Annotated in this window: 27 protein-coding genes; 7 read left to right on the top strand and 20 right to left on the bottom strand. The window is 46.1% G+C overall.

Annotated features, from left to right (window positions below; translation table 11 throughout):
• Window positions 1-47 precede the first annotated feature (47 nt).
• The 8 genes from yhaM to ACFPTP_RS04040 form a co-directional block, all read right to left on the bottom strand.
• Complete coding sequence (gene yhaM / locus ACFPTP_RS04075; RefSeq protein ID WP_381442422.1) at window positions 48-986, bottom strand: 3'-5' exoribonuclease YhaM; 939 nt, start codon at window positions 984-986, stop codon at window positions 48-50.
• Window positions 983-3,871, bottom strand: coding sequence for an ATP-binding protein (locus ACFPTP_RS04070; RefSeq protein ID WP_381442421.1), 2,889 nt, complete (start codon window positions 3,869-3,871; stop codon window positions 983-985). The genes yhaM and ACFPTP_RS04070 overlap by 4 nt, the downstream gene beginning before the upstream one ends.
• Entirely contained in the window at window positions 3,868-5,097 is a 1,230-nt protein-coding gene (locus ACFPTP_RS04065; protein ID WP_381442419.1) for a metallophosphoesterase, read from the bottom strand. The genes ACFPTP_RS04070 and ACFPTP_RS04065 overlap by 4 nt, the downstream gene beginning before the upstream one ends.
• Window positions 5,098-5,211: 114 nt before the next feature.
• Window positions 5,212-6,471 carry an ABC transporter permease gene (locus ACFPTP_RS04060; RefSeq protein WP_381442416.1) on the bottom strand — a complete coding sequence of 420 codons (1,260 nt, stop codon included), beginning with the start codon at window positions 6,469-6,471 and terminating at the stop codon, window positions 5,212-5,214.
• A complete protein-coding gene (locus tag ACFPTP_RS04055) occupies window positions 6,464-7,363 on the bottom strand; it encodes an ABC transporter ATP-binding protein (protein WP_381442415.1) in 900 nt (299 codons plus the stop codon). The genes ACFPTP_RS04060 and ACFPTP_RS04055 overlap by 8 nt, the downstream gene beginning before the upstream one ends.
• Before the next feature lie 61 nt (window positions 7,364-7,424).
• A complete protein-coding gene (locus tag ACFPTP_RS04050; protein ID WP_381442412.1) occupies window positions 7,425-7,727 on the bottom strand; it encodes a DUF2178 domain-containing protein in 303 nt (100 codons plus the stop codon).
• 14 nt (window positions 7,728-7,741) lie between these two features.
• Window positions 7,742-8,053, bottom strand: a complete 312-nt coding sequence (locus ACFPTP_RS04045) for a DUF2178 domain-containing protein (protein ID WP_381442410.1) — start codon at window positions 8,051-8,053, stop codon at window positions 7,742-7,744.
• 2 nt (window positions 8,054-8,055) lie between these two features.
• Entirely contained in the window at window positions 8,056-8,253 is a 198-nt protein-coding gene (locus ACFPTP_RS04040) for a helix-turn-helix transcriptional regulator (RefSeq protein ID WP_381442723.1), read from the bottom strand.
• Between the two features lie 162 nt (window positions 8,254-8,415).
• Here ACFPTP_RS04040 and ACFPTP_RS04035 point away from each other — a divergent pair, with 162 nt between their 5' ends.
• Together ACFPTP_RS04035 and mgsA are read left to right on the top strand one after the other, a co-directional pair.
• A complete protein-coding gene (locus ACFPTP_RS04035; protein WP_381442409.1) occupies window positions 8,416-8,601 on the top strand; it encodes a YhzD family protein in 186 nt (61 codons plus the stop codon).
• 56 nt (window positions 8,602-8,657) lie between these two features.
• Window positions 8,658-9,104, top strand: a complete 447-nt coding sequence (gene mgsA, locus ACFPTP_RS04030) for a methylglyoxal synthase (protein ID WP_381442406.1) — start codon at window positions 8,658-8,660, stop codon at window positions 9,102-9,104.
• Window positions 9,105-9,110: 6 nt separating this feature from the next.
• Here the strand turns inward: mgsA and ACFPTP_RS04025 are convergent, their stop codons facing one another.
• The 9 genes from ACFPTP_RS04025 to ACFPTP_RS03985 all read right to left on the bottom strand — a co-directional run bounded on the left by ACFPTP_RS04025 (window position 9,111) and on the right by ACFPTP_RS03985 (window position 16,056).
• The gene (locus ACFPTP_RS04025; protein WP_381442403.1) at window positions 9,111-9,923 is read right to left on the bottom strand and encodes an STAS domain-containing protein; all 813 of its coding nucleotides are present in this window, start codon (window positions 9,921-9,923) and stop codon (window positions 9,111-9,113) included.
• An 80-nt stretch (window positions 9,924-10,003) separates the two neighbouring features.
• Complete coding sequence (locus tag ACFPTP_RS04020; RefSeq protein WP_381442722.1) at window positions 10,004-10,786, bottom strand: enoyl-CoA hydratase; 783 nt, start codon at window positions 10,784-10,786, stop codon at window positions 10,004-10,006.
• 124 nt (window positions 10,787-10,910) lie between these two features.
• Window positions 10,911-12,419, bottom strand: coding sequence for a coproporphyrinogen III oxidase (locus ACFPTP_RS04015; RefSeq protein ID WP_381442401.1), 1,509 nt, complete (start codon window positions 12,417-12,419; stop codon window positions 10,911-10,913).
• Window positions 12,420-12,487: 68 nt separating this feature from the next.
• Window positions 12,488-12,838: a YlbF family regulator gene (locus ACFPTP_RS04010; protein ID WP_381442399.1), complete on the bottom strand. Its 351-nt coding sequence runs from the start codon at window positions 12,836-12,838 to the stop codon at window positions 12,488-12,490.
• A gap of 12 nt (window positions 12,839-12,850) precedes the next feature.
• On the bottom strand, window positions 12,851-13,999 hold the full coding sequence (locus ACFPTP_RS04005) for a DUF445 domain-containing protein (RefSeq protein WP_381442396.1): 1,149 nt from the start codon (window positions 13,997-13,999) through the stop codon (window positions 12,851-12,853).
• A gap of 146 nt (window positions 14,000-14,145) precedes the next feature.
• Window positions 14,146-14,589 (bottom strand): hypothetical protein, encoded by a 444-nt coding sequence (locus ACFPTP_RS04000; protein ID WP_381442395.1) that lies wholly within the window; start codon window positions 14,587-14,589, stop codon window positions 14,146-14,148.
• A gap of 17 nt (window positions 14,590-14,606) precedes the next feature.
• Window positions 14,607-15,254, bottom strand: a complete 648-nt coding sequence (locus tag ACFPTP_RS03995) for a glyoxalase (protein ID WP_381442394.1) — start codon at window positions 15,252-15,254, stop codon at window positions 14,607-14,609.
• Between the two features lie 2 nt (window positions 15,255-15,256).
• A complete protein-coding gene (locus ACFPTP_RS03990; RefSeq protein ID WP_381442391.1) occupies window positions 15,257-15,547 on the bottom strand; it encodes a hypothetical protein in 291 nt (96 codons plus the stop codon).
• 23 nt (window positions 15,548-15,570) lie between these two features.
• Window positions 15,571-16,056, bottom strand: a complete 486-nt coding sequence (locus tag ACFPTP_RS03985) for a DUF6843 domain-containing protein (protein WP_381442389.1) — start codon at window positions 16,054-16,056, stop codon at window positions 15,571-15,573.
• A 101-nt stretch (window positions 16,057-16,157) separates the two neighbouring features.
• Here ACFPTP_RS03985 and ACFPTP_RS03980 point away from each other — a divergent pair, with 101 nt between their 5' ends.
• The 3 genes from ACFPTP_RS03980 to ACFPTP_RS03970 all read left to right on the top strand — a co-directional run bounded on the left by ACFPTP_RS03980 (window position 16,158) and on the right by ACFPTP_RS03970 (window position 19,069).
• Window positions 16,158-17,177 carry a S66 family peptidase gene (locus tag ACFPTP_RS03980; protein WP_381442387.1) on the top strand — a complete coding sequence of 340 codons (1,020 nt, stop codon included), beginning with the start codon at window positions 16,158-16,160 and terminating at the stop codon, window positions 17,175-17,177.
• A 71-nt stretch (window positions 17,178-17,248) separates the two neighbouring features.
• Entirely contained in the window at window positions 17,249-18,268 is a 1,020-nt protein-coding gene (locus ACFPTP_RS03975) for a hypothetical protein (RefSeq protein WP_381442385.1), read from the top strand.
• Window positions 18,269-18,289: 21 nt separating this feature from the next.
• Complete coding sequence (locus ACFPTP_RS03970; protein WP_381442384.1) at window positions 18,290-19,069, top strand: ABC transporter substrate-binding protein; 780 nt, start codon at window positions 18,290-18,292, stop codon at window positions 19,067-19,069.
• A 44-nt stretch (window positions 19,070-19,113) separates the two neighbouring features.
• Here ACFPTP_RS03970 and ACFPTP_RS03965 read toward each other — a convergent pair whose 3' ends face one another.
• Entirely contained in the window at window positions 19,114-19,521 is a 408-nt protein-coding gene (locus ACFPTP_RS03965; RefSeq protein ID WP_381442382.1) for a ferritin-like domain-containing protein, read from the bottom strand.
• Window positions 19,522-19,574: 53 nt separating this feature from the next.
• Here ACFPTP_RS03965 and ACFPTP_RS03960 point away from each other — a divergent pair, with 53 nt between their 5' ends.
• Window positions 19,575-19,778 (top strand): YheE family protein, encoded by a 204-nt coding sequence (locus ACFPTP_RS03960; RefSeq protein WP_251629013.1) that lies wholly within the window; start codon window positions 19,575-19,577, stop codon window positions 19,776-19,778.
• A 47-nt stretch (window positions 19,779-19,825) separates the two neighbouring features.
• Window positions 19,826-19,978: a hypothetical protein gene (locus tag ACFPTP_RS03955; RefSeq protein ID WP_381442379.1), complete on the top strand. Its 153-nt coding sequence runs from the start codon at window positions 19,826-19,828 to the stop codon at window positions 19,976-19,978.
• Window positions 19,979-20,145: 167 nt separating this feature from the next.
• Here the strand turns inward: ACFPTP_RS03955 and ACFPTP_RS03950 are convergent, their stop codons facing one another.
• Entirely contained in the window at window positions 20,146-21,405 is a 1,260-nt protein-coding gene (locus ACFPTP_RS03950) for an MFS transporter (RefSeq protein ID WP_381442376.1), read from the bottom strand.
• 648 nt (window positions 21,406-22,053) lie between these two features.
• Window positions 22,054-23,805: an ABC transporter ATP-binding protein gene (locus ACFPTP_RS03945; RefSeq protein ID WP_381442373.1), complete on the bottom strand. Its 1,752-nt coding sequence runs from the start codon at window positions 23,803-23,805 to the stop codon at window positions 22,054-22,056.
• Between the last annotated feature and the right edge of the window lies 1 nt (window position 23,806).

The following is a 23,806-nucleotide window of genomic DNA, read 5'->3' as shown; positions in this document are numbered from 1 at the left end:
GGCTGCGTGCAACTCGATCAACCATCGAATTGCAGCAGCCCTTTTTTTCAATCCATATTCGGTTTGTAAAATGATCTGTTGTCCAGCGGGAAAATCCTTTCGGTGAATTCACCATTTGCAGTTTTGGACATTGCCCGATCGAGCATATTCATTTTCGCATCGATATTGTCGATATAATGAAGGATTTCGGCCTCCATAAGCATCGGACGTTTCGGGCTTCCCCATTCTTCCTTGCCATGGTGGGAGAGGACCATATGCTGAAGAAGCATCACTTCCTCCCCTTGAATTTCGAGTTCATCCGCAGCTTTCGAAATTTCATTCACCATGATCGTAATATGGCCGAGCAAGTTCCCTTCTACGGTATATTGCGTGCCGATAGGGCCGGACAGTTCCACTACCTTCCCGATGTCATGCAAGATGATGCCAGCGTAAAGCAGGTCCTTGTTCAATGTCGGATATAGTTCGGCAATCGCCTTGCCGAGCTTCAGCATGGATACGACATGATCGAGCAAGCCCGATACATAATCATGATGATTCCTCGTTGCAGCCGGGTAAACGAGAAAATCAGCCTGGTGTTTCTTCAACAGATGTCTCGTAATCCGCTGGATATGCGGATTTTTCATTTCAAAGAAGTATTGCATAAGCTCTTCGAAAAGCGCTTCCTTGCTTTTTGCGGAAGAAGGGACGAGATCTGAAATCGTAATGCCTTCCTCTTCCTTCGCCGGACGGATGCTTTTGATGCGCAGCTGGTTTTTCCCCCTGTACTCATGTACTTCTCCGCCGACTTTGACGATTGTTGCAGCCGCGTACAGGCGCTCCTGCTCTTCGCCCGTATCCCAAAGCTTCGCCTCGATGTCGCCGCTTTTATCTTGCAGAATGAGCGTCATGAATGGGCTGCCCTGTTGGGTAATGCCCTTCGTTGATTGTTTGATGAGTAAAAAGAGATCAACCGGCTCCCCGACTTGATGTTCCATTATTTTTTTCATCTTGTTATCGCCCCCTTGGCGCTTCCAATGTCGGAAACGTTAATAACCGTTGCATTTGCCCAGTATTCTACTATCTTATCATGACAGGTGAAGTAGATGAACTGATGCTTTTCACTTAGCCGTTCCATTATTTTCATCATACGTGAAAATCTCGTTTCGTCAAAGTGAACAAAAGGATCATCAAGCAGCAATGGAAAAGGAGCTGTTTTTTCCTTCGCACTTGCCAATGACAACCGTAAAGCAATGTACGCCTGTTCCTTCGTCGCCTGGCTTAGCTCAATGATCGGATAGCGTTTGCCATTTGTTCCGACCGCTTGGAATAAACCATTTTCCGATAATACGAGTGACGTATAAGTGCCGCCCGTCAGTTCACTGAACAATTTTTCAGCCCGATCCAGCACTTCAGGCAGTCTTTTCTCCTTCAATTCCTCCAACATGCCTTTGATTGCCTCAACAACCGCTTGGCGGACCGACCATTGTTTCGCAAGCTCCGCAAACTCCGCCTTCTTCATTTCAAAGAGTTGCTGTTTCCGTTGATAGGAGTCATCCGTCAACAGCCTCTCCGTTTCGACTTCCAATGCGGTTTTTTCCTTTACGAGCGAACCCATTTCTTCTTCCAGTACAGAAAGATCCGTTTCAGCTTGCTCGATTTCTTTTCGCAACTCGCTTTCAGAACGGCCGGACTCCTCCCCAGTGACGCCATGTATGGACAATTGGGATTCGACATCGTTGATTTGCTGGGTCAACGTCAGCGTTTCCTGAAAATCGGCATACGCTTTATAATACTGCTCTTCCGTCTCCACTCCGGCTTCTAGGTATAACTCTCGTTGTTGATTGCGCAAGGAGGAAAGCAGCTCTTCCGCTTCCTGCTTATGCATTTGGAATTCTTCGATCCTATTGGTCAATGTTTGAAATGATTGTGCTTCTTCTTTCAAAGACATATATTCCGATCGCAATTTGTCATAGATGGATGATTCGGGCGTGCCGGTCGGAACAAGCTCTTCTAACTCCAATTGCCTCGAACAGATTTGTTCTTGAATCGCTTCGGATTGCCGATCCATCTCTTCCAGCTCCCGTTCAATCTCCTGCAGCGAGCGCGCCATGCCGAAAAACTCATGAAGGATGCCGGAATTCGGGATTTTCCGCAAGCCATACGCTAGAAAGAATCCGCTTAAGGATCGGTCAAGATGTTCCTTCCCCTGCATTGCTGCCCCGTATTCTTCCTCAAGCACTCCCATTTTCCGCTCGATGGCACTGGCCGCCTCCGCTAGCCGGTTTTGCTTCTGACCATAGTCATGCACCTTTCCGACGAGCGCTTCCATTACCGCTTCCTGTCCGGCATAAGCTTTTACGAAACGCTCCATTTCCATATCCATTTGTGACGGCTGACCGCCACGTTTCCAAAGCTTTGAAATTGCTGCGATAATCGCTAGACACGCACCTAAGCCGACAAGTATCCATTGGTCGATGATCAAGCCTACGATTGAGATGGCGACTGCCGCGAGGAGAAGCCCCCAAATTAATTGCCCGTCTCTACCTGCCGTTTTTGATCCGCTCATTTGAACATATGCTTTAGCTTCGGCTAATCTGCCGCGGATGGATGGCCACTCTTCAGCTTGCTTCCTCTCCTCTTCAGAAGGGGAATGCTTTTGCATTGCAAACTGCTCGTTTCGAATGTCCCGCAATTCATTCTCCAATTGGGAAAGCTGCCGATCCATATACCCGATTTGCCGTTCCATTTCAGCTAATTCCTGCAGTTGAGCATATAAATACTCTTCCTGATGGATCGAAACATCCGCCCCTAGCAGCTCTTCCGGTTCATCCAATCCTAAACGGTCAAGCGTCCGGAGACGGTTCGCATTCAACCGGGTCCTATTTTCGTGAAGCGAGCCTAACGTCGACCGCCAATCATGCCATTCCTGTTCACGTGCAAGCAGTCGCTCGATTTCCGTGAGCCTTTCCGGCAGCGGACGTTCTGGCATTTTCTCTTCCATCGCTGTCAGCTCAGCGGCCAGGCCACGTTTCTTCGCTTCCATCTCCGTCAGCCTGCTGCTGATCATTTCAAAGCGGCGGATCCCGTCTGAAGGAAAGGAGGTTGTCCTTACTTCATCCAATCTGCTTGCAAGTTTCCGCCTTCTCTCTTTCAGTGGCAATACTTGCAGCTCCGTTTCGAGTGCCCGCTGTTGCTCCCGCAATGCATCAGACGCTCGCTTCGCTTCCTTCCATTCTCCTTCGATTTCATGGAGCCGGTTCATTTTCGGGGCATATGCCGAGATCTGTTCCTGCGCATGTTTCAGCTCTTTTTCCATATCTTTCAACTCAGCTGCCCGGACATTCATTTCAGGATTACGGCCTGTCCTTTTGAATAAATCCCCCATCTCCTTCTCCATCTTTTTTTCAACGCGCAATAAGGTATCGACACCTGTTGTGCCCGACGAAAGGAGCGTACGGCTCAATTCCGTTTCGTCCATACGCTCAAAGCCTTGCAGCTGAAGAAGCGAGAAAGAGAAAATGGATTCGAACGAAGCACGGTCATACTGTCTGAGTAAAGCGTTTAAAGCTTCTTCCCCGCCTTGCGTTCCGTCTTCAAAAAGAACTGTGACATCCCCCGAGGATTTTCCTTGCACCCGTTCAACGATGCAATTGCCATGGACTTCATCATATAAATGGACTTGGCCGCCATATTTGCCGCCCGCTTTCGGTTCATATCGAAGTTGCGCGCTATTCTTTTGCGGAAAACCGAAAAGCGTTTGGAGAATGAACTGCTGGATTGTCGTCTTGCCCGCTTCATTATGGCCGTAAATTATATTAATGCCATCCGTGAAGTCAATCGTCTTGTTTTCATGCTTTCCGAAGCCATAAATGACTATCTTTCGAATTTTCACCGGTTCACCTCCAACACGGTCGGCAATTCATTCAACAGCAGCTTTTCAACTTCATGCCGTAATTCTTGGATGTCCTCTTCCTTCAGCGGTTCAAGGTAGCGGGCTGTCCGTACATGTTGATAAACGTCTCCAAGCACCTGTTTCCATTCATTTTCCGACCAGCTGTCGACTTGTCCTAGTACGGCTTCCATGAGCGAATTGCTTTCTTGCCTATGGGAAGGATTTGTAACGGTCAATTCCTGTACCCAGACAAATGGTTCATGTCCCTCCATCACTTCGCGGATAGCCTCCAGCCAAACGTCTTCGGCAGTCTGCGCAAAAAAGGCGGCTGTTTCATCGTCAAGGTTCAGGATTTCAACATCAACGACAGATGGCCCATGCTCCGTAGCGAATGAAAGCAAAGCCTCTTCACAAACAGCAAGCCATTCATTCGCATGCCGGATATCGACACACGGGATTTGAATTCGTCCGAATTGAACTGCGGATGTCGGAACGAATGAAAGGACCGCATCCGTTTTGCTGAGCTCCACTTCGTAAAACCCTTTTTCCCCTGATTCATTCCGATGACGTCCTTGGATATTCCCCGGATAAACGATCGGCGGGTCCTCCGATAAATGCTGACGCAGATGAATATGGCCGAGCGCCCAATAATCATAATGCTTGGACTGCAGCTCTCCGATTGTAAAAGGCGAATAGACCGCATGCGTTTCATTCCCGGCGAGACTGCCGTGCAATAATCCGATATGGAAGGAGTGCGGGTCTGTAGCGGGCGGGTACTTGCTGATCATTTCTTCACGGACATGCCGCGTCGGGTAGCTGAAGCCGTGGAGCACGACGTCCATTCCTCTCACAGTCAATGGAACTTCTTCCACTTCCTCTGAAAATTCGTGGACATTCGGCGGCAGCTCGAAACGGGTCCAGTTTCCGCTGAGATGATCATGGTTTCCATACGTGATATAGACGGGAATATGAGCTTCATGCAGCTTTTCCATCCCTTCCTGGAACTTCCTCTGTGCACGTAAGCTGCGGTCCTCACCGTCATAGATATCCCCGACAATCAATAGGAAATCCGGAGACGTTTCTACTGCATAGTCAATTAATCGGTTGAATGCGGTGAATGTGCTTTCCCGCAATTCATTCAAACGTGCTGACGGCAGTCCTGTCATCCCCTTGAACGGGCTATCGAGATGCAAATCTGCCGTATGTATGAACCGGATTGTAGTCAAAAATCATCCACCCTTCCTAAACGAATATTTGTTCTAATTTTACCATATATGAGGGGGAAGAGAAATTGAAAAAGCCGTTCACCGTCGAACTTTCCGACGAAAAACGGCTTTCTATCATTCTTTTCCTAATTGGATCGCTTTTCCAATGTCTTTCAATGAACGGGAAGGTCCGTACATGAGGACGCCTCCGCGGTACACACGTGCTCCGAACCAGCCGAGGATGAAGATCGTAAGAAGCATAATGGCAATGGACACCAAAGGTTCCCACATCGGCAATTCCAGCATGCCTACCCGTAAAAACATAACAAGCGGGGCGAAGAACGGAAAGTACGATGCATATGTCACATAGCCAATTTCCGGGTTGCTAAGCCCTGTCACAGCAATGATGAAGGCTGCAACGATGAGCAGAGACATTGGCATGATCATCTGCTGGACATCTTCCGTTCTGCTCACTAATGATCCTAGTAATGCAGCAAGAGTCGCATAGAGGAAATAGCCTAGTATGAAGAAAACCGCCGCGTAAACCAATGTGCTGACACTTACATTTTTGAGGCTGAAGTAATCCGTAAACCCGCCCGGCACTTCAGCTGCAGATGTTTTAAAGGCAATGTATCCTGTGATACCGTATATGGCGATCTGCAAAATCCCGAGCGATCCTATCCCTAATACTTTCGCAAACATATGTTTAACAGGGGAGACGCTTGAAATAAGGATTTCCATTACCCTTGATGATTTTTCATTTGCAACGTCCATCGCAATCATGCTTGAGTACATGATGACGGAGAAGTAAATGACGAACATAAGGATATAGACGAGTATTTGCGCTGTCATTACCTCTTCTTCCGATTTTGCAGAAGGCGAAACATTTTTCTGTTCAAATTGGATAGGCGTGAACAGCGTTTGGACTTGCGCTCCGGATAGATTGAGCTCTTCCGCTTTCATTTCCGTCTGCATGGACTGCAATGCATCCTGAATCCGTCCCGGCAAACTGAAATCCATGAGACTCATCGTTGTATAATTTGCGTGGATTGTCCCTTGTTCATCGACCGATACAGTCAGGAAGGAATCGATCTCCTTGGACGTCACTTGATCAGTAAGCTCCTTCTCGGATTTCCCGGTCGTTTCGATTTTTATTCCGCTGTCCTCGGTTTCCAACTGCGCTTTCAGCCGATCAACGAGCACTCCACTCGTATCCACGACATACAGTACGTCTTTCGCGTCCCCTCCTGTCACATGCTTGACCGTATCTATAAGCTTCGGCATGTTCGCTAAGAGGAAGATTGCCGCTATCATTATTGAAGTTGTAATAATGAAAGACTTCGCTTTGGCCTTTGTCGTAAATGCCTGTTTAAAGATGATCCAAAACTCACGCATACTCTTTCCCCACCTTTGCGATAAAAATGTCTTGCAAGGAAGGCTCTTCAATTTCAAAATGACGGATCGGGCCTGCTTGCACTGCAGCTGACAATAATTCGTTCGCGACTTCTTCGTCGTCGATTTGGAACACAGCTCCTTCGACCGAATGAGCGACGGAAAGAACGCCTGGCACATTATCGAGCCCCGTCAAATCATGATCAGATCGGATCCGCACATTTTGCCTGTCGAATGACCGCTTCACATCACGGAGCGAGCCGCTCACAATCTGCTTGCCATGATGGATGATGCTCAGCTTCTCGCATAATTCCTCCACATGGTCCATCCTGTGGCTGGAAAAGAGGATGGTAGCCCCGTTATTCCTGAAATCGGTGATCGCCTTCTTCAACATTTCCACGTTCACCGGGTCGAGGCCTGAGAACGGTTCGTCGAGGATAAGGAGCTTCGGATCATGCATAAGCGCTGCAATGACTTGGATCTTCTGCTGATTCCCTTTCGACAGCTCCTCCACTTTTTTGTTCTTGTTTTGCGACACTTCAAACCGTTCGAGCCAATAATCGATCGACTTCTTTGCATCCGCCTTTTTCATTCCACGCAGCTCGCCAAGGAAAATGAGCTGATCTTCCACTTTCATCTTCGGATACAGTCCGCGTTCCTCCGGCAAATAGCCGATTTCAGGGCTCGTTTCATAAGAGATCGTTTTATTGTTCCAAGTGATCTGTCCCTCATTTGCGTTCAACAAACCTAAGATCATCCGAAATGTAGTCGTCTTGCCTGCCCCATTCGCGCCGAGGAAGCCGTACATGGATCCTTTCTCCACAGTCAGATTCAAATGATCGACGGCGGTGAATTCACCGAACCGCTTCGTGACGTTTTCCAATTGTAATGCCATGTTTATCCCCTTCCCTTTTCCCGCTTCATTCTAGTACGTGTTTACTAGAATGGGAGTTTCATTAAATCCGTTTATTAATAATTAGAACCCCGATACCATATGAAATAAGCATCACCCCATATGCAGACGCCAGCAGAAGAAATGCAAGTTTAGGACCTTCGAAAATCAAAGAGCCTAACCACATCAGCATCAGTACGGCAAGTGTCAGTGACCATGACAATGTCCTCGCTTTCGCATGAACTTCCTGGTACCTTTCATCGAAGCGGCGTTCCTTGTTCCCTTTCTTAAAATAGAGGAACGCTATGAGTAAGACGACACCCGCGCCTGTAATAAATCCTGCTAAACTTTCGATTGTCGGAATCATAGTTTCCCTCCTACTTAGTGGTTCTTGCTAGCAATTGCTGCTCCGATTGCCCAAGAAAGCATATGAATGATCCAGAGGGCTGTCATGATGAAAAATGCCAATTTCGCACCTTCAACAATCATGACAATGATCCAGGCAACAAGGATTGCAACGGTCATCACCTTCCAGGAAATTGCTCTTGCATGCCTGTGTATATTCGTATACCTTTCATCAAATATGCGTTCTTTCTTTCCTTTTTTCCTCACAAAAAACCAGACGATTCCCCATATGACTAAGCCAAGTGGCAGACCAGACAAAAACGCCCAAATATCAAACCCTTCGTACATCCTCATTCCTCCTCCGGTTGAAAGATATCCTCAATACGGCAATTAAAGAGCCTCGCAATTTTAAACGCTAAAATCAATGACGGATTGTACCTTCCCTTTTCAAGTGAGATAATTGTCTGCCTTGAGACTTCCAACTTTTCCGCAAGATCATCCTGCGTAAATCCCATCTCTGTCCGCATTTCTTTAATCAAGTTTTTCAGTTACATGCTCCCCCTTTCATTGTAAAGGTCGCTTTACGTAAAGCTTACTTTACCTTATGTAGGATGTCAAGTAAGCTTTACAATTTATTTTTCGGAATGAATAACTATTCATTTTTCATGCGGTCATAGTATAATGGAGAAAAGCACGGAAGGATGAGAAGCTTGAGAACTTATAAACTGACGGCATATGAAAAGACGGGGAAACTAATTACGGAAGAAACGTTCACAGCGGAAAATGATGAGTTGGCAAAAGAAAAAGGCCATGCGTTGCTCGAAGAGAAGAATCTTCTTGAACAAACACATCGCCTGGCTTCGCCTGCAGGAAAACTATTGCTTTTCCATGTGTGATGTAAAGTTTGGCGGCAATCTTCTGGCTATGATATGTTAAAGGTGTAAGCCATAGTATGGAGGTGCTTTCCTTGAATATTGCACTCATTGCCCATGATCAGAAGAAGGACGAAATGGTCAATTTCACGATTGCGTACAAACATGTATTTGAAAAATATGAGCTGTATGCGACAGGTACAACCGGAAAACGGATCATGAACGAGACGGGGCTTCATGTCCATCGGATGATGTCAGGCCCTCTAGGCGGGGACCAACAGATCGGTGCGATGGTCGCCACGGGAAAATTGGATTTGATCCTGTTCTTCCGCGATCCATTGACAGCCCAGCCTCATGAGCCAGACGTCAGCGCGTTACTGCGACTTTGTGATGTATACGGAATCCCGCTCGCGACGAATATCGCGACCGCTGAGTTGTTACTTGCAGCAGTGGAAAAAGGCTATTTCACATGGCGCGATACAGCGGATAAATACAAAACAAAAGGACTTGATCCCGAAGAGGATTAAGTCTTTTTAATTCTTAAAATAAATGCTCAATGCTTGTTGAAGCGTTCCGACTGTTAACGTATTTTTATCGAATTTCACCCCTAGACGTACCATGCTCCGGACGACATCTGGCCTCAAACCTGTTATTGCAGTCGAACATCCCATCATAGCCGCCCCATCAATAATCTTTTTTAACTGGTCAATCACTTCAGCTTCCATGTCCGCTATACCGGAAAGATCCATTAACAATGTTTGAATATGCTTTCGTCCAACTTCCGTCAACACTTTTTCTTCCATCACTTTCGATCTGTAGTAATCGATTGAACCGATAATAGGAAGGATACAAACCGTCGGGGTAATCGGAATGATCGGTACAGAAAGGTTTTCAACCAATTCCCTTTGCGCCTTCAACAACTCATCCTTATAAGCAGAGTAACTAATGAAAAATGCATTCAGGAATTGATCAATGTAGCTGTTAATCTGTCTCTCCAACTGAAAGAATTCGATTTCGACATTGTTCTCAGCGATATATCGTTGCAGGAAAGTCCATAATGTTCTCCGGATTGCCTGCACCCACTCCAATTTGAACGACAGCGTCAATGAATGGGTCGCCCAAGCAATCCCTTCCACTTGGGCGAAGTTTCGAAGCTCATCCAATTTGGTTTCCAACGCATAACTGACAAGCTTATGTGCATTGTTGATTAAGTCAATGTTACCCACTTCGAGAATCGTATTAATTTTCTCCCTTACAGTTGCCGCTTCGTAAAGTAGTTCTTCTTCAAAACTCTCCCCATTGTCTTGGATGTATTTTTTCAACTCAAATTCAAATTCGCTTGTCATAAAACTCCTCCGGTGCAATCCCATATTTAATAGCAGCATTCAGCTGTTGCCTTCTATTGAAAACAACAGCTGTACGTGTATTATTCTCCTACGAAAGCAGGTTTTCGTTTTTCTACGAATGCATTAATTCCTTCTAGATGATCCTTTGTTTTGCGCATGGCGACTTGCTGCTCACTCTCCATGTGCAAAACATTGTCCAACTCACTTAATTTTTGTTCATGCAAAATCTTTTTAGAAGCAATCATTGCTGCGATTGGAGCCGATAGGAACTTCTGTGCAAGCATTGCAGAAGCTTGACCGACGCTTCCATCCGGAACGACTTCATCGACGAGCCTTTTCCCCTTCGCAGCTTGAGCATTCATCACTTCTCCCGACCAGATCAACTGCAACGCTTGCGGCACGCCGATTCGTTCTTTCAAGAAGAAATGGCCCGCACCATCCGGTATCAAACCGATGCCGATGAAATTCATGGCAAGCTTACTATTCTCTTCAGCTATGATAACGTCGCAGCCGAGTGCCAAGCTAAAACCAAGTCCAGCAGCAGATCCGTGGATTGCGGCAATCGTAATTTGCGGAAGTCTGTATAACGCCTTTGCAAGGCGTGACACATCGATCATCACTTCTCCGATATCCATTGGTGTATTCGGGTCGATCATTTTCTTAATATCTCCGCCTGCCGAGAACGTGCGGCCCGCCCCATTAATGATCAACACTTGTACTTCATCATTGGATGCAAGAGATTCGAAGGCATCTGCCAGTTCCTTCATCATTATGTCGTCCATTGCATTCATGGAATCCGGCCTATTCATAGTCAGCCGCGCAAGCCGCCCTTCAATTGTCAATTCAATAGTAGACCACAAAATAAATACCCCCTCTAAAATATGAATAAACATTCATTATTACTTATTCGTTTAATTTACGAAGAAATCCTTCTTAAAACGAAATAAAAACCTTAACACTTTTGGGGTGTAAAGGTTTACATTTTCTTCAGTCTACTTGAATGGCTTGAGGAAAAATCTTTTCAAGATGTTCAATTTTCTTATCGATATATTCTTCAAACGTAAGGATATAGGCAGCGGGATCTTTCGGATTTTGGAACTGCGTAATTTTACCGGTAGCCGGATCCATGAATTTACTGGATGCGCCGCAACCGATCCCGATGATCGTCTGCACTTCCTCCATGATAATGATGTTGTAGAGGCTCTCTTCGCCCGGCTTCGCGTATCCGACGTTCTCCAAGTTGCCGAGGATGTTCTTTTGGCGATACAAATAATAGGGGACATAGCCATTTTCCTTTGTCCATTGCTCGCCCATCTTCATCATCTGTTCAACCGTTTCGCGATCTGCCACTTTATATTTCTCTTTGTTCCGCGTCATTTCGGATGCTCGTTTGAATGAAAGCGTATGAACCGTCAGCGATTCGGGCTGCATCTTCTCCGTCTCGTCGAGCGAATGGCGGAATTCTTCCAGCCCTTCATTCGGCAGTCCGATGATGAGATCCATATTGATGTTTTTCATGCCCATATTCCGGGACAGCCAGAATTTATCGATCGTTTCTTGGACGGAATGATGCCTTCCGATCGCTTTCAATGTTTCATCTGTATACGATTGCGGATTGACGCTGATCCGATCGATGCCCCATTTTTTCAGCACATCGATTTTGGCAGGCGTGATTGTGTCCGGGCGGCCCGCCTCGACGGTCACTTCCCTCACTTCTTTCATATGTGGGAATGAATCATACATCGTCTCATAGAGAGCGTCCATTTCGTCCGCTTCGATGGAGGTCGGCGTCCCTCCGCCAAAATAGATGGTCGTAATTTTGATGTCCCGTTCCGTCAGCCATTTCCCGATTTCACGGATCTCTTCATGCAGGCCGTCGAGGAAAGACTCGACCCGACCGTTTTTCCGATGGATTGCATAAGCTGGAAACGTGCAATATGCGCATTTTGTCGGACAGAACGGGATGCCGATGTAGATGCTTACGTCATTTTGGATTTGATGTAAATCCGGGATTGCCCCCAGTTGGACGTCTTCAATCGTTGCCAACAGCTCGCTTTTCTCTTCAGAAATCCGGTGCTTCTCCATTAAGAGACGTTTTGCCTCTTCGACGTTGTGGCCTTGCTGGCGATATTTATGGAAAAGTTTCATCGGACGGATTCCGGTCAGGATTCCCCAAGATTGTTTCATTCCGGTGAGTTGCTCCAAAACCTCGAGGAATACGTGGGAATAAATCCGTTTCAGCTGGCGCGTCCCGGTTTCCGAATTGTCGGTTGTCACTTTTTCAGAAAACGTGGCGCTGTACTCATTGCCGTCGTGCGTTAAACTGGCGTGGCCAACGATTGTTTCACCGTCTTTATTTATTGAGAGATCGACAAGAATGCCTTCTTCTTCGATGTCCGTGACGACTTTGGATTGCTCGAAGAAAAGGTTGGCAAGATGAGTGAACATCCGTATCCAGTCTTGTTCGAATGATGTTGTAAGGATTATTTTTTGCATGGTTTGATCCAACTTTCATTAATAACTAATTGAAATAATAACACAAAAAAACCGGCTGAGCCGGTTTTTTATTGCATCGTTTCGTACATTTCCTGAACCGGCTTCATCAAGACACGGTTCACTTCTTCGATCAAGCCGCTCAGCTTCATTTCCGCTTGTAGCATTTGCATGATCTTATCATTTTGCTGAGCCAATTGTGCTGTTTTTTGCGCATACTCCAATTCTTCATGCGCAATTTCTTCGCCTTGCATCTGCTTTTGCTGAAGTGTCATTTGGATTTTACGGAAGCTCTTGAACAGCTCAACTGCCTGCTTATCTTTCTTCACTTCCTCGATCGCGTGTTTCACTTCTGCGTATTCGTCAGTCTTCCGAAGTGTCGACTCCAATTTGTTCAAGTCATCGTAAATGTTTACAGTCATCATTTATTCCCCCTAAGATAAGTTTGTAAAGAAGACGATCAATCCTTGCACAATCCCGATGATACCACCTAATAGCGCACCAAGAACAGTAATCATTTTGAATTCGCGTCTAGAAATGCCTAGGACGAGATCTTCCAGGACAGAAACCGGGAATGAATCGACCTGCTCCTTGACAATTTCGTCAAGCTTCAGCTTTTTCAACGATTGCTCCAGCTGCTTTTGTGCTTGATCAAAAGCGAATTGCGTAACTTTAGGTGTAAAGTTTACTGCTGTCCATTCGGAACCCGCAGGCCAGTACGCTTGGATTGTTTTATCCAGACGTGAGTTTAACGCAAGTTCCTTGTTAGCATATGCTTTAATGGAAGTGAACAGTCCTTCCCAATTGAATCCGGCAAGCAGTTCCGCCATTGGACGTTTTTGCAGCTTTGTAAATTCCTTGTCAATCAATGAATGCAAAAGATCGTACGTGCCAGGTGCATTGATGAACTTCAACGCTTCCCGCTGCACTTTCTCGACGAGCGAGTTGGAATCGCCAAAGAACATATTCAACATCCCACCGAACGTCCCTTTCGACTCGAGGAAATCGTTGATCAGTTTTTGGAACATCACTTTGCCTTCATAGGAATCCACGAATAGCTCGGCACGCTTCAGAATATAGTTCGTCATTTCAGGAATATGTGCTTTCGCCCTTTCCTGCCACTCCATCGGGACAATTTCTTCAATCGTGCCCGATGTCAATTTCGTTCGAACGTTTACGAGCTGCGTATCGATTAATGATTCGATTTTCTGCTCAGCCTTCTCGACGATGTCCGTTGCTTCCGCCACTTGCAGCCAATCATGCAACGTCTTGTCCGATTGAAGCACATGCTCTTCAAGCTTGCTTTGAAGGAATGCCTCCGCTTTTCTTTCCATTTCAGGTGTTAATAATTTATTGCGCAGCACATCGGGCGTCACTAAATAATTCGTGACCGTCCTCCCCAGTTGCACGGCAAGCTCGTCACGTCGTTTTGGAATTAACCCTGGTGTAAAAGGAAGACGCCAGCTTCCGATATATTTCGCCTCATGGGGCCTGAACAGCATTTTGATCGCCAGGTGATTCGTAAATCCCCCGATCAATGCCCCGATAAAAGCCATAAACAACAATGTCCATATGAAATCCATCGCTTCACCTTATTTCCGATTCATTCGGTTTCAATTATAACAGAAGGAGTGCTTGTGGAAAAAGTATTCGATTGGGGGCAACAGCTCGCATGAAAAGAGCCGATCACCTATAGTGGTAATCGGCTATTGCGGTACATCGACCTCAATTATACTCTTGCTTTCGTATCCGGCTTCACAAACAATCGGACCATCCAGCCAACGGCGAGGCTGAACACGAAGTGGCCGGCTGTCCAGAAGATCCATGCCATCCTGTCATCTGCAGCGGGCGGCTCATCCGTGAGAAGCGTCAAAAAGTACAGCACTCCACTGCCTGCGGTATACACAGCGACATATGGCCAAATGCTGTATTGCCAACCAAGGAACGTTAATAAATAAAACATACCAACGACACTAGCGATGCAAAAAACAAGATGAAACGCAAAACCAAACCAGGCGCTGTCCTTGAAGATATGTATGATAGGAAAATAATCCACATTATACAGTAGAATGTACGCTTCGTTACCTGTCAGTGCAAAAACAAGTTGCATGAGGACAGCCAAAATGATTCCGCTTGCGATTCCGATTCCGATCAACTGAAAGAATTGCCTCATCCGGTCTCCCCTCAAATCTAAAAAATAAGCTTACCGTCTTGATCCAATGTAATAAGTTCATCATTCCACGTCAGTTCTAGCGGGTAGGATTCTGATACCTTTTTTGAAAAATACCAACGGCGGCCTAACGGGACGAGGACGATGAACGCATCCCCACGTCCGAGGAAGTTCAGCTCATCCGGTTCCACTTCGGTCCCATTGCGCAACGGGATACCGAGATCTTGCAGCTGGTCGCCCACTTCAACGACATATGGTGTCGCCATGCCGATTTCGCTAATATTCAAGAACGATTCTTTCGTCAAATCTCCAAATAGATCACGTTTTCTTCGGCCAATCAATTCTACGATATTGCCGGCGGGATCTTCGAAATACATCGAATCCGCGTCAAAGCTCGGGAAATAGACTTCATCCCGTCCCTCTTCACGGTTTAGCGTGAGCCGGTCCGTTATCCAGTATTTCATCATGGAGAATTGATTGCCCGGGATGTTGATGGCGAAATGATAGAAAGCCGGTTGGTCGGTCTGTTTGAATGTAAGATGCGATTCGCCGATCCGAACTGTGAACTGCTCAGCTGTCGACTCTGTCAGATCGAGTTCCAGAATGTTTACATAAAAACGTCGTAATGCTTTTAGATTGTTTGTATATAATGTTGCTGATTTGATCATCTTCACTTTTCCCCTATCTCTGCATCTTTATTTAATGTAATCAAACCTTTGTACATCAATAATAGGACAGCGTAGATTACCAATGCCCCGAATACTAGATTCCATAAGTGGAAGGAAATATATCTGAAATTATTCGGTTGAAATAGTTCCGATACCAATGTGATGGAGTAACTCCCATTGTACTCGATCCAGGCAAATGGCCATCCAAATCCAAATTCAGTTCCAGGAAGGATAAATGCTGTGGCCGCTGCAAGGATGACACTCAGCGCAAACATCTTTTTGTATTTCAGCAATGCCATTCCGCCTTTCCTCAATTTTATGGATGCAGATCAACGCCGTAATACTTTTTCGTCACTTTATTTAAAATTTCCATTTTCAGACTGTCTTCAAAGTTTTCCGTGCTATGGGCGAATTCCTCTGAACAACTGTCGGTCACTTCTATTCCGGTATAGAGGATATCTACTTGATCTGTAGTAAATCCACCTGTTCCAAAAGTATGGATGCACGTTGGGTCGATTGGCGTCCTGTTTCCTGCTGGGTCTACGTAATAATAGCGATCGGTCACCGTTCCATATTGCATATCAGGCAAGGATGTTGCAAAATAACCGTCTTCGTTTATGTGATGGATTGTGAAATCCCCTTCATAAGTGAGAGCCGGAGCATCCTTCACATTGTAGACTGCCATTGCATAACCCGTGTAGCCTTCAGGAAGTAAGTAGATTGCATTCGTTTCGCTTTGTCCACATCCATATAAAAACAACATTGCAGTCATGATGATTAGAGATATGCCCTGCTTCATCATTCATCATCCCCATTTTATAGTAGTGACATTTTTAAGAATACTTGTTAAACTACTCTACAACTATCTTACCATAGACTATGAAAGAAAATGGAGTGATTCTTATGATCCGCTATCCAAAACCTTTGCAACAAGGAGACACGATCGGCGTGACCGCCCCTTCGTCAGGAGTTGACGAAAGTCTTCACCATCTCGTCCATCATGCAAAACGCCAATTTGAAAAACGAGGGTATGAAGTGACTATCGGCGAGACCGTATGGACGGAAAACAAGTCAGCTTCAGCACCGAAAGAAATCCGTGCTGCTGAGCTAATGGCCATGTTCAAGAATCCGGAAATCGATGCAATCATTCCTCCTTGGGGCGGGGAAATCCTAATGGAGATATTGCCTTTCATTGATTGGGAAGAAATTGACCCTAAGTGGATTTTGGGTTATTCGGATATGAGCACCTTCCTGTTTGCGTTGACAGTCAAAACCGGCATTGCGACTGCGCATGGACCGAACTTCGTTGAATTGCGCAGCGATGAATGGGAACCTGTGGCAAGTAAATTCATGGATGTTCTACAAACCCATTCGGAATCAAGCATTGAGCAGCACTCATCAGAAAAGTTCCAATCAAAATGGCAGCACGACGCTCCGGATGATCCATATGTGTATAAACTGGATTCGCCCACAGAATGGAAGGTGATCGGATCTCCTAACATCGAATTGGAAGGACGCCTGTTAGGGGGCTGCATGGATACGATTCGGCATCACGTCGGAACGCCATATGGCGATATTGCTTCATTTCAGAAGAACTTCTTGAACGATGAGCCGATTTTGTGGTATTTCGAGAACTGTGAAATGAATGCAACCGATTTTCACCGGACGATGCTTCAGTTTGTCTATGCTGGATGGTTTAAGAATGCGGCGGGCATCATCTTCGGCCGCTCCCCTGCCGGCAAGGATGTGAAAGGATTTACCGTGGTTGATTCGATGGAAAGAATAAAAGAGCTGACCGGATTGCCTATCGTATACGATGCAGATGTCGGCCATGTCCCTCCACAAATCACGTTCGTGAATGGTGCAATCGGAAAAGTGTCTGTTGAACATGGAAAAGGTTTCGTCAAAACGACATTCCGATAATTCATCCAACTGACTTTTCTGTCAGTTAACGATAGAATGGAAGAAAGATCATTATAAGGGGGATATCGATAATGCCGATTTCGTTTCGCAAACATGAAGAATTTTTCACTTTCCACGACCCGATGCAAGATGGGAAGTTGATTGACAGAAAGACGGAAATCAGATTTGATCCGTTGACCGGGGAAACTTCCAGGATCATCTTCGACCCGGGAGCACCATTTGTACCGAAGGATTATTCGGAGCTCGCGAAAGAGACGGAAGGTGCAAAATGCCCGTTCTGCGCTGAGAATGTGTCCAAAATCACACCCCGTTTCCCTGATGAGCTTGTGGAAGGCGGACGGTTCGTCGGAAAAGAAGCGGTCGTTTTCCCGAATTTATTCCCATACAGCAAGCATAATGCTGTCGTTCGCATGTCCGAGCAACATTATGTGAAGCTTGAAGAATTTACGAAAGAACTTATTTCGGACTCTTTCAATGCCCCACACCAGTACATCCAGAACATCCTGGAGTTCGACTCGAAAACCGAATATGTGTCCATCAACTGGAACTACTTGCCGCCATCTGGAGGCAGTATCCTTCATCCGCATATCCATGTGCTCGCCTCCGAACAGCCGACGAATTATCAGGCGACCGTCACATCGGACAGTCATGCTTTCTATGAAAAAGAAGGAAAGAATTACTTCACTTCGCTTGCAGCCGAAGAAAGCACACTTGGCGAACGATGGATCGGGAAAGAGGGTTCGATTGACTGGATGCATGCCTTCGCCCCAAAGAGCCATTGCGACTTCATCGGAGTTTTCGAAGCGGCTACTTTCAATGAACTGACAACCGACAGCTATGGCGATCTTGCAGAAAGCCTTCTCCGCTTCTTCCACTATTTCAAGGAGATCGGGTTGGAAAGTTTCAATGCGGCATTGTTCATTCCTGTGAACAAGCATGCGGCAGAGCAAGTCCACTTCCGGCTCATTCCCCGCATGACGATCGGAGCTTTGGAGACAAGCGATATGAACGTTTTCAATTATTTGCACGGTGAACCTTTAACATTGAAAGCACCTGAAGAAGTTGCCCGGAATGCAGCAAAGTTCTTCTGAGGAAAGGAATGCTGATTACTTTTGAATAAAACAGTCGTCGATCGGGTCGGAAGAACTGTCACTTACGATTATCCGCCAAAAAGGATCGTCTCGTTATGCCCCGGCATTACGGATACATTATTTGCGCTCGACCTAGAGGCGGAAATTGTCGGCAGGACCCGTTTTTGCATCCACCCGAAAGGCAAAGTTGAAAATGTACAAGCCGTCGCAGGCACAAAAGACATCAAGCTGGAAGCGATCCAAGACGTTCGGCCGGACCTCATCATCGTCGAAAAAGAGGAAAACACGAAAGAAATCGTGGAGGAACTGGAGAAGCACTTCCCCGTCTATGTCGCCGAAGTCCAATCAGTGGATGACGCATTTCGGATGATCGAGGATATGGGAAGCCTGACGGATCGGGTAGATGCCGCCGCAAGGTTAATTACCAACATCCATGAACAATTCGAATCCTTGCCGAAAGGAACCAGGAAGCGGGTCGCCTATGTCATTTGGCGGAAACCTTATATGGTCGTCGGGAAGGATACATATATCAATTCGCTATTAGAGAAGATGGGATTCATCAACCCATTCGTAGAGGCGAATGGCAGGTATCCTGCCGTCATGGCAGAAGATTTCAAGAAAGCCGAATTAGATTATGTATTGCTGGCATCCGAGCCCTTCCCCTTTAAAGAAAAGCATTTCAAAGAGTTTTTGGACATGATCCCGGACACTGAACCCATCTTATTCGACGGGGAAATGTTCTGGTACGGACCGAGAATGCTAGATGCGGCACGCTATTTCAAACGGTATTTGAATATATAAAAAAACACGGGAGCATCGTAAGAAGATGGTCTCGTGTTTTTTATTCATAATGAATTATAGATCGTCGACATCCGGATTGCATGTTCCATTTCATCATGCAGAGCGATGAACAAAGGGTTGTATGCTTGCTGAAATGGAATCGTCAACAACATTTCCTTATACGTATCCACTCCATCCAACTCATCGACAAGCGCCTGCATAACGCATTCCTTGAAGTTGTAGCACGGAATCGGTTTCTTTGGATTTTGTACAAACGTCCCGGTCATCATATAATAGAGTTGCTGAAACATTTCATAATGACTTTTTTCATCCTCATATGCATGCTGGATGAAATCCCGCCAAAGCGGATCGTCCGTTTTCTCATACATGGATCTGTAAAAGTAATAGTCCTTGTATTCACTCTCGATAGCCTGTTTTAATTGATCGACAAACACGTCAGCACCCTTTCGCACCTTTTTTACACTTTATGCGGACGGGCGCTTGTCTATGAAAGGAGCGATTCAATATGCTTCAGCATTTCAGCTATAAACCGATGTTTGCGGGCGGAAGTTTGCCTGGTTGGACGTTTTCATTTTTTTATCAAAACGAACGTTTCACTGGAGACTACAAGCCGGATGGCACGATCGTCTGGACTGGCGGAACACCATCCGATGAGGAAAACGTCAAAAAAATGATCCACGAGCTGATGACGTTCCACGTTTATGAATGATAGGTTCTGTTCCGTACATACTATCCCTCGATAAGGAGGCGATGAACGTGGATAAGGAAAAAACGCCAGAACAATTGCAGAAAGAAAAAGAACAATTAAAAGTGCAAAACCAGAAAACAGAAAATGTCTTTGAGGATAAAAGCCGGGTGCCAAACGAGCAAAATGCTTGGAGGGAAACTCAGTATCAAAGAGGGGAATAACCAAAAGCGAAGGGCGCATGGTTAGAGGCGATGGGCATAAGGCGAAGATGCGGCGTGGCGCTTTTTGCCACAGAGCAGATTTGACTTATGACCCCGAGCTTCTGGCGCCCGGAGTCTAGATGATAACCAAAAGCGAAGGGCGCCAAAAATTAAGGCGCCCTTCGCTTTTATTTTTCGTCGGCCAATTTCCTTCTGCCGAAAATGAAATAATAATAAACTGATGAAATAATATACAGCCCCGCTGTAATCGTAAATGCATACGCATAGCCCCAATAAGATCCGTTCGCAACGACCAATCCTGTCGCCACACTTCCCATCGTGGCCCATCCAAGGTTGAAAACCATCTGATTCATTGAATTAGCGAGCCCTTTGTATTTGTCGGACACAACTTCCATTGCCACTGCACTTTGGATTGGGTTGCCCGCGTTCATAAGCGCCTGGCGCAGGAGAAATCCAAGAGAAGCCAAGAATAAAGACGTCGTGTATGCCGTCAACAGCAGGAACGGGATCGACAACACTTGGAATAAAATGATCGCTTTCACTTTGCCGACTTTCCGCGACAGCGCAGGGCCAATCATGGCAGCTACCGCGGTCATTGCGGAGCCTAATGATAATACAAGCCCAATATATGAATTCGTCGCATCAAAACGGTTCGCGAAATACAAATTCAAATACGGAATGACCAAACCCGATCCGAAACCGATCAGCAGACTTGCGAATGAAAAATGGAAGATGACGATGAGATTCCGCTTAAGGCTATCATCTGCCGTTGAAGTTTCTTCAGTGTGTTCCCTCTTCCCTTTCGCCGTCTCGGCCGGCTTGTCTTTCAGCTGGAATAAAGGAATCAGCCCGATTGAAAAAATGGCTGCACCTAATAGCAAAGCATATCGTATCGCTTCAGTTGCGCTAAGCCTGAACACAGTTTCCAACACATCCGCTATGATTCCGCCAGCCAAGCTGCCGATGACATTCGCGACGGTGATGATTGCAAAGTTGACGCTGAACAGCTTGACCCGTTCTGTAGGAGAAGAGTTCTCCGCAAGAAACGGGATGCCCGATACTTGAACGAATGCCATGAATAAACCCGTCAAAAATGCAGCCGTAATTATCGGAGTCTCCGCAACCGCGATTCCCCGATAGAAAAGAGTCGTCACCGTTAATACGGCACCGCCGACAATCATCCATTTACGGCCGAATCGATCGCTTAAAAATCCTGCTGGGACAAGCATGATTGCAGAAGCCATCGCAGTCATGGAAATCACCTTGCCATTTACCGTTTCCGGCATTCCGAGCTCCCGTATGTATAAATTGTACATGACCATGAAAACACCCATCCCGATCTGGATGAGCGCATTCCCTATGATAAAAAGCCTGACATTCCGATTGAAAGAGGAAAATTTGCGTCCCCATTCACTGATCCATTTCATCCACATTTCCAACTTTCCGCAACCAATACTTCGATACTCTAAATATACGTGTTATTGAAACACTTGGCAACGGAATTTTCATTATAATCAAATCTTTGGAAGGAATAAAAAAGAAGTTGCTTTCCTATCACAGTGAACATGAGATAAAAGCAACTCATTCATTACAAACTAGATATTACGGATGTAATCACTTACTGTCTTTTTAAAAGCTTTTGGGTTTTCCACGTAGCTTCCAACAATCCATCCGCAATCCGTGCAAATTAGATGCACCATACTATGGTTGAATCCCATTCTCTCGTAAGGTGTCACTCCAGCATATCCTGATTGCTTACCTCTCCCGATCTCGTGACTGCCGCATTTCGGGCATTCAGTCACTTTTAAATTCGCCACTATAATCTCCTCATTTCTTCTATATAGCTGCTATATTTTCTGAACAGTTTCTATTCACATTTACGGCTCGGAACTGTTAAAGTTTCAATAAACTCGGCAGGTCGACTTGCTTTGAGCGCGGAATGGCCCGTATTGAGCGCAGAACGACACGCCTTGAGCGCGAGGCGACATACTTTGGACACACAACCATCTCAACTACAAAAAAACTGTCACAGAAAGTCATCTTCCCGACTTTCCGTGACAGTTCCGATTTAGATTTCAACCAACTTTCGAGCCGTTCCCAGCCTGCAATTTATACATCTGTGCATATTGTCCGCCGAGCGCGAGCAATTCATCGTGATTGCCTTGCTCGACGATTTCGCCGCGGTCCAATACTAAAATCCGGTCCGCATTTTTTATCGTAGACAAACGGTGGGCGATAATAAACGTTGTCCGCCCTTTCTTCAACACGTCCATCGCATGCTGGATGATCTCCTCGGTTTCCGTATCGATATTGGAAGTCGCTTCGTCCAATATCAAGATCGCCGGGTCGAAGGCAAGTGCACGTGCGAATGAAATCAACTGACGCTGGCCGGATGACAGCGTGCTGCCCTTTTCCACGACCGGCTCGTCAATCCCGCCAGGCAAATGCTTCAGCACCCTGTCGCCGCCGACCGCGTCAAGCGCCTCCTGGACTTTTTCACGCGAAATTCGTGCATCGCCCAAGCTGATGTTGGACTCCACCGTTCCGCTGAATAAATATGGATCCTGCAAGACGATTCCCATATGATCGCGTATCGTCTGGCGCGACATATTCCCGATATTCATTCCATCAATCGTGATTTTCCCTTTCGATACATCATAGAAACGGAATAACAAGTTCATGATGGAGCTTTTCCCGGAGCCTGTATGGCCGACAAGCGCGACGGTCTCCCCTTGCTTTGCCTCGAAGGAAATGTCCTTCAGCACATATTCCTCATCTTTATAAGCGAACCAGACTTTCTCGAATCTGACATTCCCCCGGTAACGAGCAATCTTTTCATCGCTCACCGGTTCTCCTTGGCGATCCATCAAACTAAACACGCGCTCAGCGGCGACAAGCGAATGCTCAAGTCGCGCAAACTGGTTGACGACTCCCGTAATCGGGTTGAACAACCGTGTAATATAATCGACGAATGCGTACAGCATACCGACAGAAATGACGCTCTCCGCCGACAGCGATGCACCGCCGAAATACCAGATCAGAAAGACGAAAGCCAATGAGCGGATGATGTCGACAAGGTTGTGGGACGTCGCCGCTTCAACTTTCAATAATTTGCTTTGATACTTATAATGCTCATCATTCAATTCATTGAATTCGCCATCCATCTGCTTTTCCCGGCGGAACGCCTGGATGATCGTCATGCCGTTGATCGATTCATTGATCATCGCGTTCATCTCACTGTTTTTGCTCCGGATGATGTGATTCACCTTTGCCGCGAATCTTCTATATAACTTCATCCAAATATATAGAACTGGCAAGACGAATAGCGTGATAGCTCCCATTTTCGGATCCAAATAGAAGAGCGCGATGAAGATTCCTAGCATATACATGCCGCTAATCGCAAACTGCGAAACGACCGTCACATACAAATTCCGGATCGCTTCCGTATCATTCGTAATCCGCGCGACGACTTTCCCCGCCGGCAAATTATCGAAATAACGGATCGGCAGCGTCTGGATATGCCCATACAATTCGTTCCGCATCTTCTGGATAATCCGGTTTGCCGCATTTTGCAGCAATAAATATTGGAAATACCGCAAGATGGCCGTTACGACCGCCAAACTGAAAAACACAGCTAACAGCTTGGCAATCGGTGTAAAGTTAATTGTTTTATCAACTGACGTCGCAATATGATCGTCAATGATCTTCTTCGCAATCATCGGTCCCATCAAGTCCGCTGCCACAGCGAAGGCGAGAAGGATGATTCCTGTAATTAAAAGCTTCTTATAATCAAGTGCATACTGCACTAAACGTTTTCCGGTACCCATC

Origin of the sequence: Sporosarcina koreensis (genome assembly GCF_042655825.1) — a bacterium.
In the GTDB taxonomy this organism is placed as follows: Bacteria; Bacillota; Bacilli; order Bacillales_A; family Planococcaceae; genus Sporosarcina; species Sporosarcina koreensis.
The sequence above is the reverse complement of the archived record's forward strand: the minus strand, read 5'-3'. Positions and strand labels throughout refer to the sequence as shown.

What these genes read in the sequence shown, in the direction of transcription:
- ACFPTP_RS04015 (WP_381442401.1), bottom strand. Translation starts at nt 12,419, where the DNA reads ATGCAAAAAATAATCCTTACAACATCATTCGAACAAGACTGGATACGG.
- ACFPTP_RS04055 (WP_381442415.1), bottom strand. Translation starts at nt 7,363, where the DNA reads ATGGCATTACAATTGGAAAACGTCACGAAGCGGTTCGGTGAATTCACC.
- mgsA (WP_381442406.1), top strand. Translation starts at nt 8,658, where the DNA reads ATGGAGGTGCTTTCCTTGAATATTGCACTCATTGCCCATGATCAGAAG.
- ACFPTP_RS04010 (WP_381442399.1), bottom strand. Translation starts at nt 12,838, where the DNA reads ATGACTGTAAACATTTACGATGACTTGAACAAATTGGAGTCGACACTT.
- ACFPTP_RS04045 (WP_381442410.1), bottom strand. Translation starts at nt 8,053, where the DNA reads ATGTACGAAGGGTTTGATATTTGGGCGTTTTTGTCTGGTCTGCCACTT.
- ACFPTP_RS04060 (WP_381442416.1), bottom strand. Translation starts at nt 6,471, where the DNA reads ATGCGTGAGTTTTGGATCATCTTTAAACAGGCATTTACGACAAAGGCC.
- ACFPTP_RS03945 (WP_381442373.1), bottom strand. Translation starts at nt 23,805, where the DNA reads ATGGGTACCGGAAAACGTTTAGTGCAGTATGCACTTGATTATAAGAAG.
- ACFPTP_RS03960 (WP_251629013.1), top strand. Translation starts at nt 19,575, where the DNA reads ATGCTTCAGCATTTCAGCTATAAACCGATGTTTGCGGGCGGAAGTTTG.
- ACFPTP_RS03975 (WP_381442385.1), top strand. Translation starts at nt 17,249, where the DNA reads ATGCCGATTTCGTTTCGCAAACATGAAGAATTTTTCACTTTCCACGAC.
- ACFPTP_RS04050 (WP_381442412.1), bottom strand. Translation starts at nt 7,727, where the DNA reads ATGATTCCGACAATCGAAAGTTTAGCAGGATTTATTACAGGCGCGGGT.
- ACFPTP_RS03950 (WP_381442376.1), bottom strand. Translation starts at nt 21,405, where the DNA reads ATGAAATGGATCAGTGAATGGGGACGCAAATTTTCCTCTTTCAATCGG.
- ACFPTP_RS04025 (WP_381442403.1), bottom strand. Translation starts at nt 9,923, where the DNA reads ATGACAAGCGAATTTGAATTTGAGTTGAAAAAATACATCCAAGACAAT.
- ACFPTP_RS03995 (WP_381442394.1), bottom strand. Translation starts at nt 15,254, where the DNA reads ATGATCAAATCAGCAACATTATATACAAACAATCTAAAAGCATTACGA.
- ACFPTP_RS04005 (WP_381442396.1), bottom strand. Translation starts at nt 13,999, where the DNA reads ATGGATTTCATATGGACATTGTTGTTTATGGCTTTTATCGGGGCATTG.
- ACFPTP_RS04000 (WP_381442395.1), bottom strand. Translation starts at nt 14,589, where the DNA reads ATGAGGCAATTCTTTCAGTTGATCGGAATCGGAATCGCAAGCGGAATC.
- ACFPTP_RS03985 (WP_381442389.1), bottom strand. Translation starts at nt 16,056, where the DNA reads ATGATGAAGCAGGGCATATCTCTAATCATCATGACTGCAATGTTGTTT.
- ACFPTP_RS03980 (WP_381442387.1), top strand. Translation starts at nt 16,158, where the DNA reads ATGATCCGCTATCCAAAACCTTTGCAACAAGGAGACACGATCGGCGTG.
- yhaM (WP_381442422.1), bottom strand. Translation starts at nt 986, where the DNA reads ATGAAAAAAATAATGGAACATCAAGTCGGGGAGCCGGTTGATCTCTTT.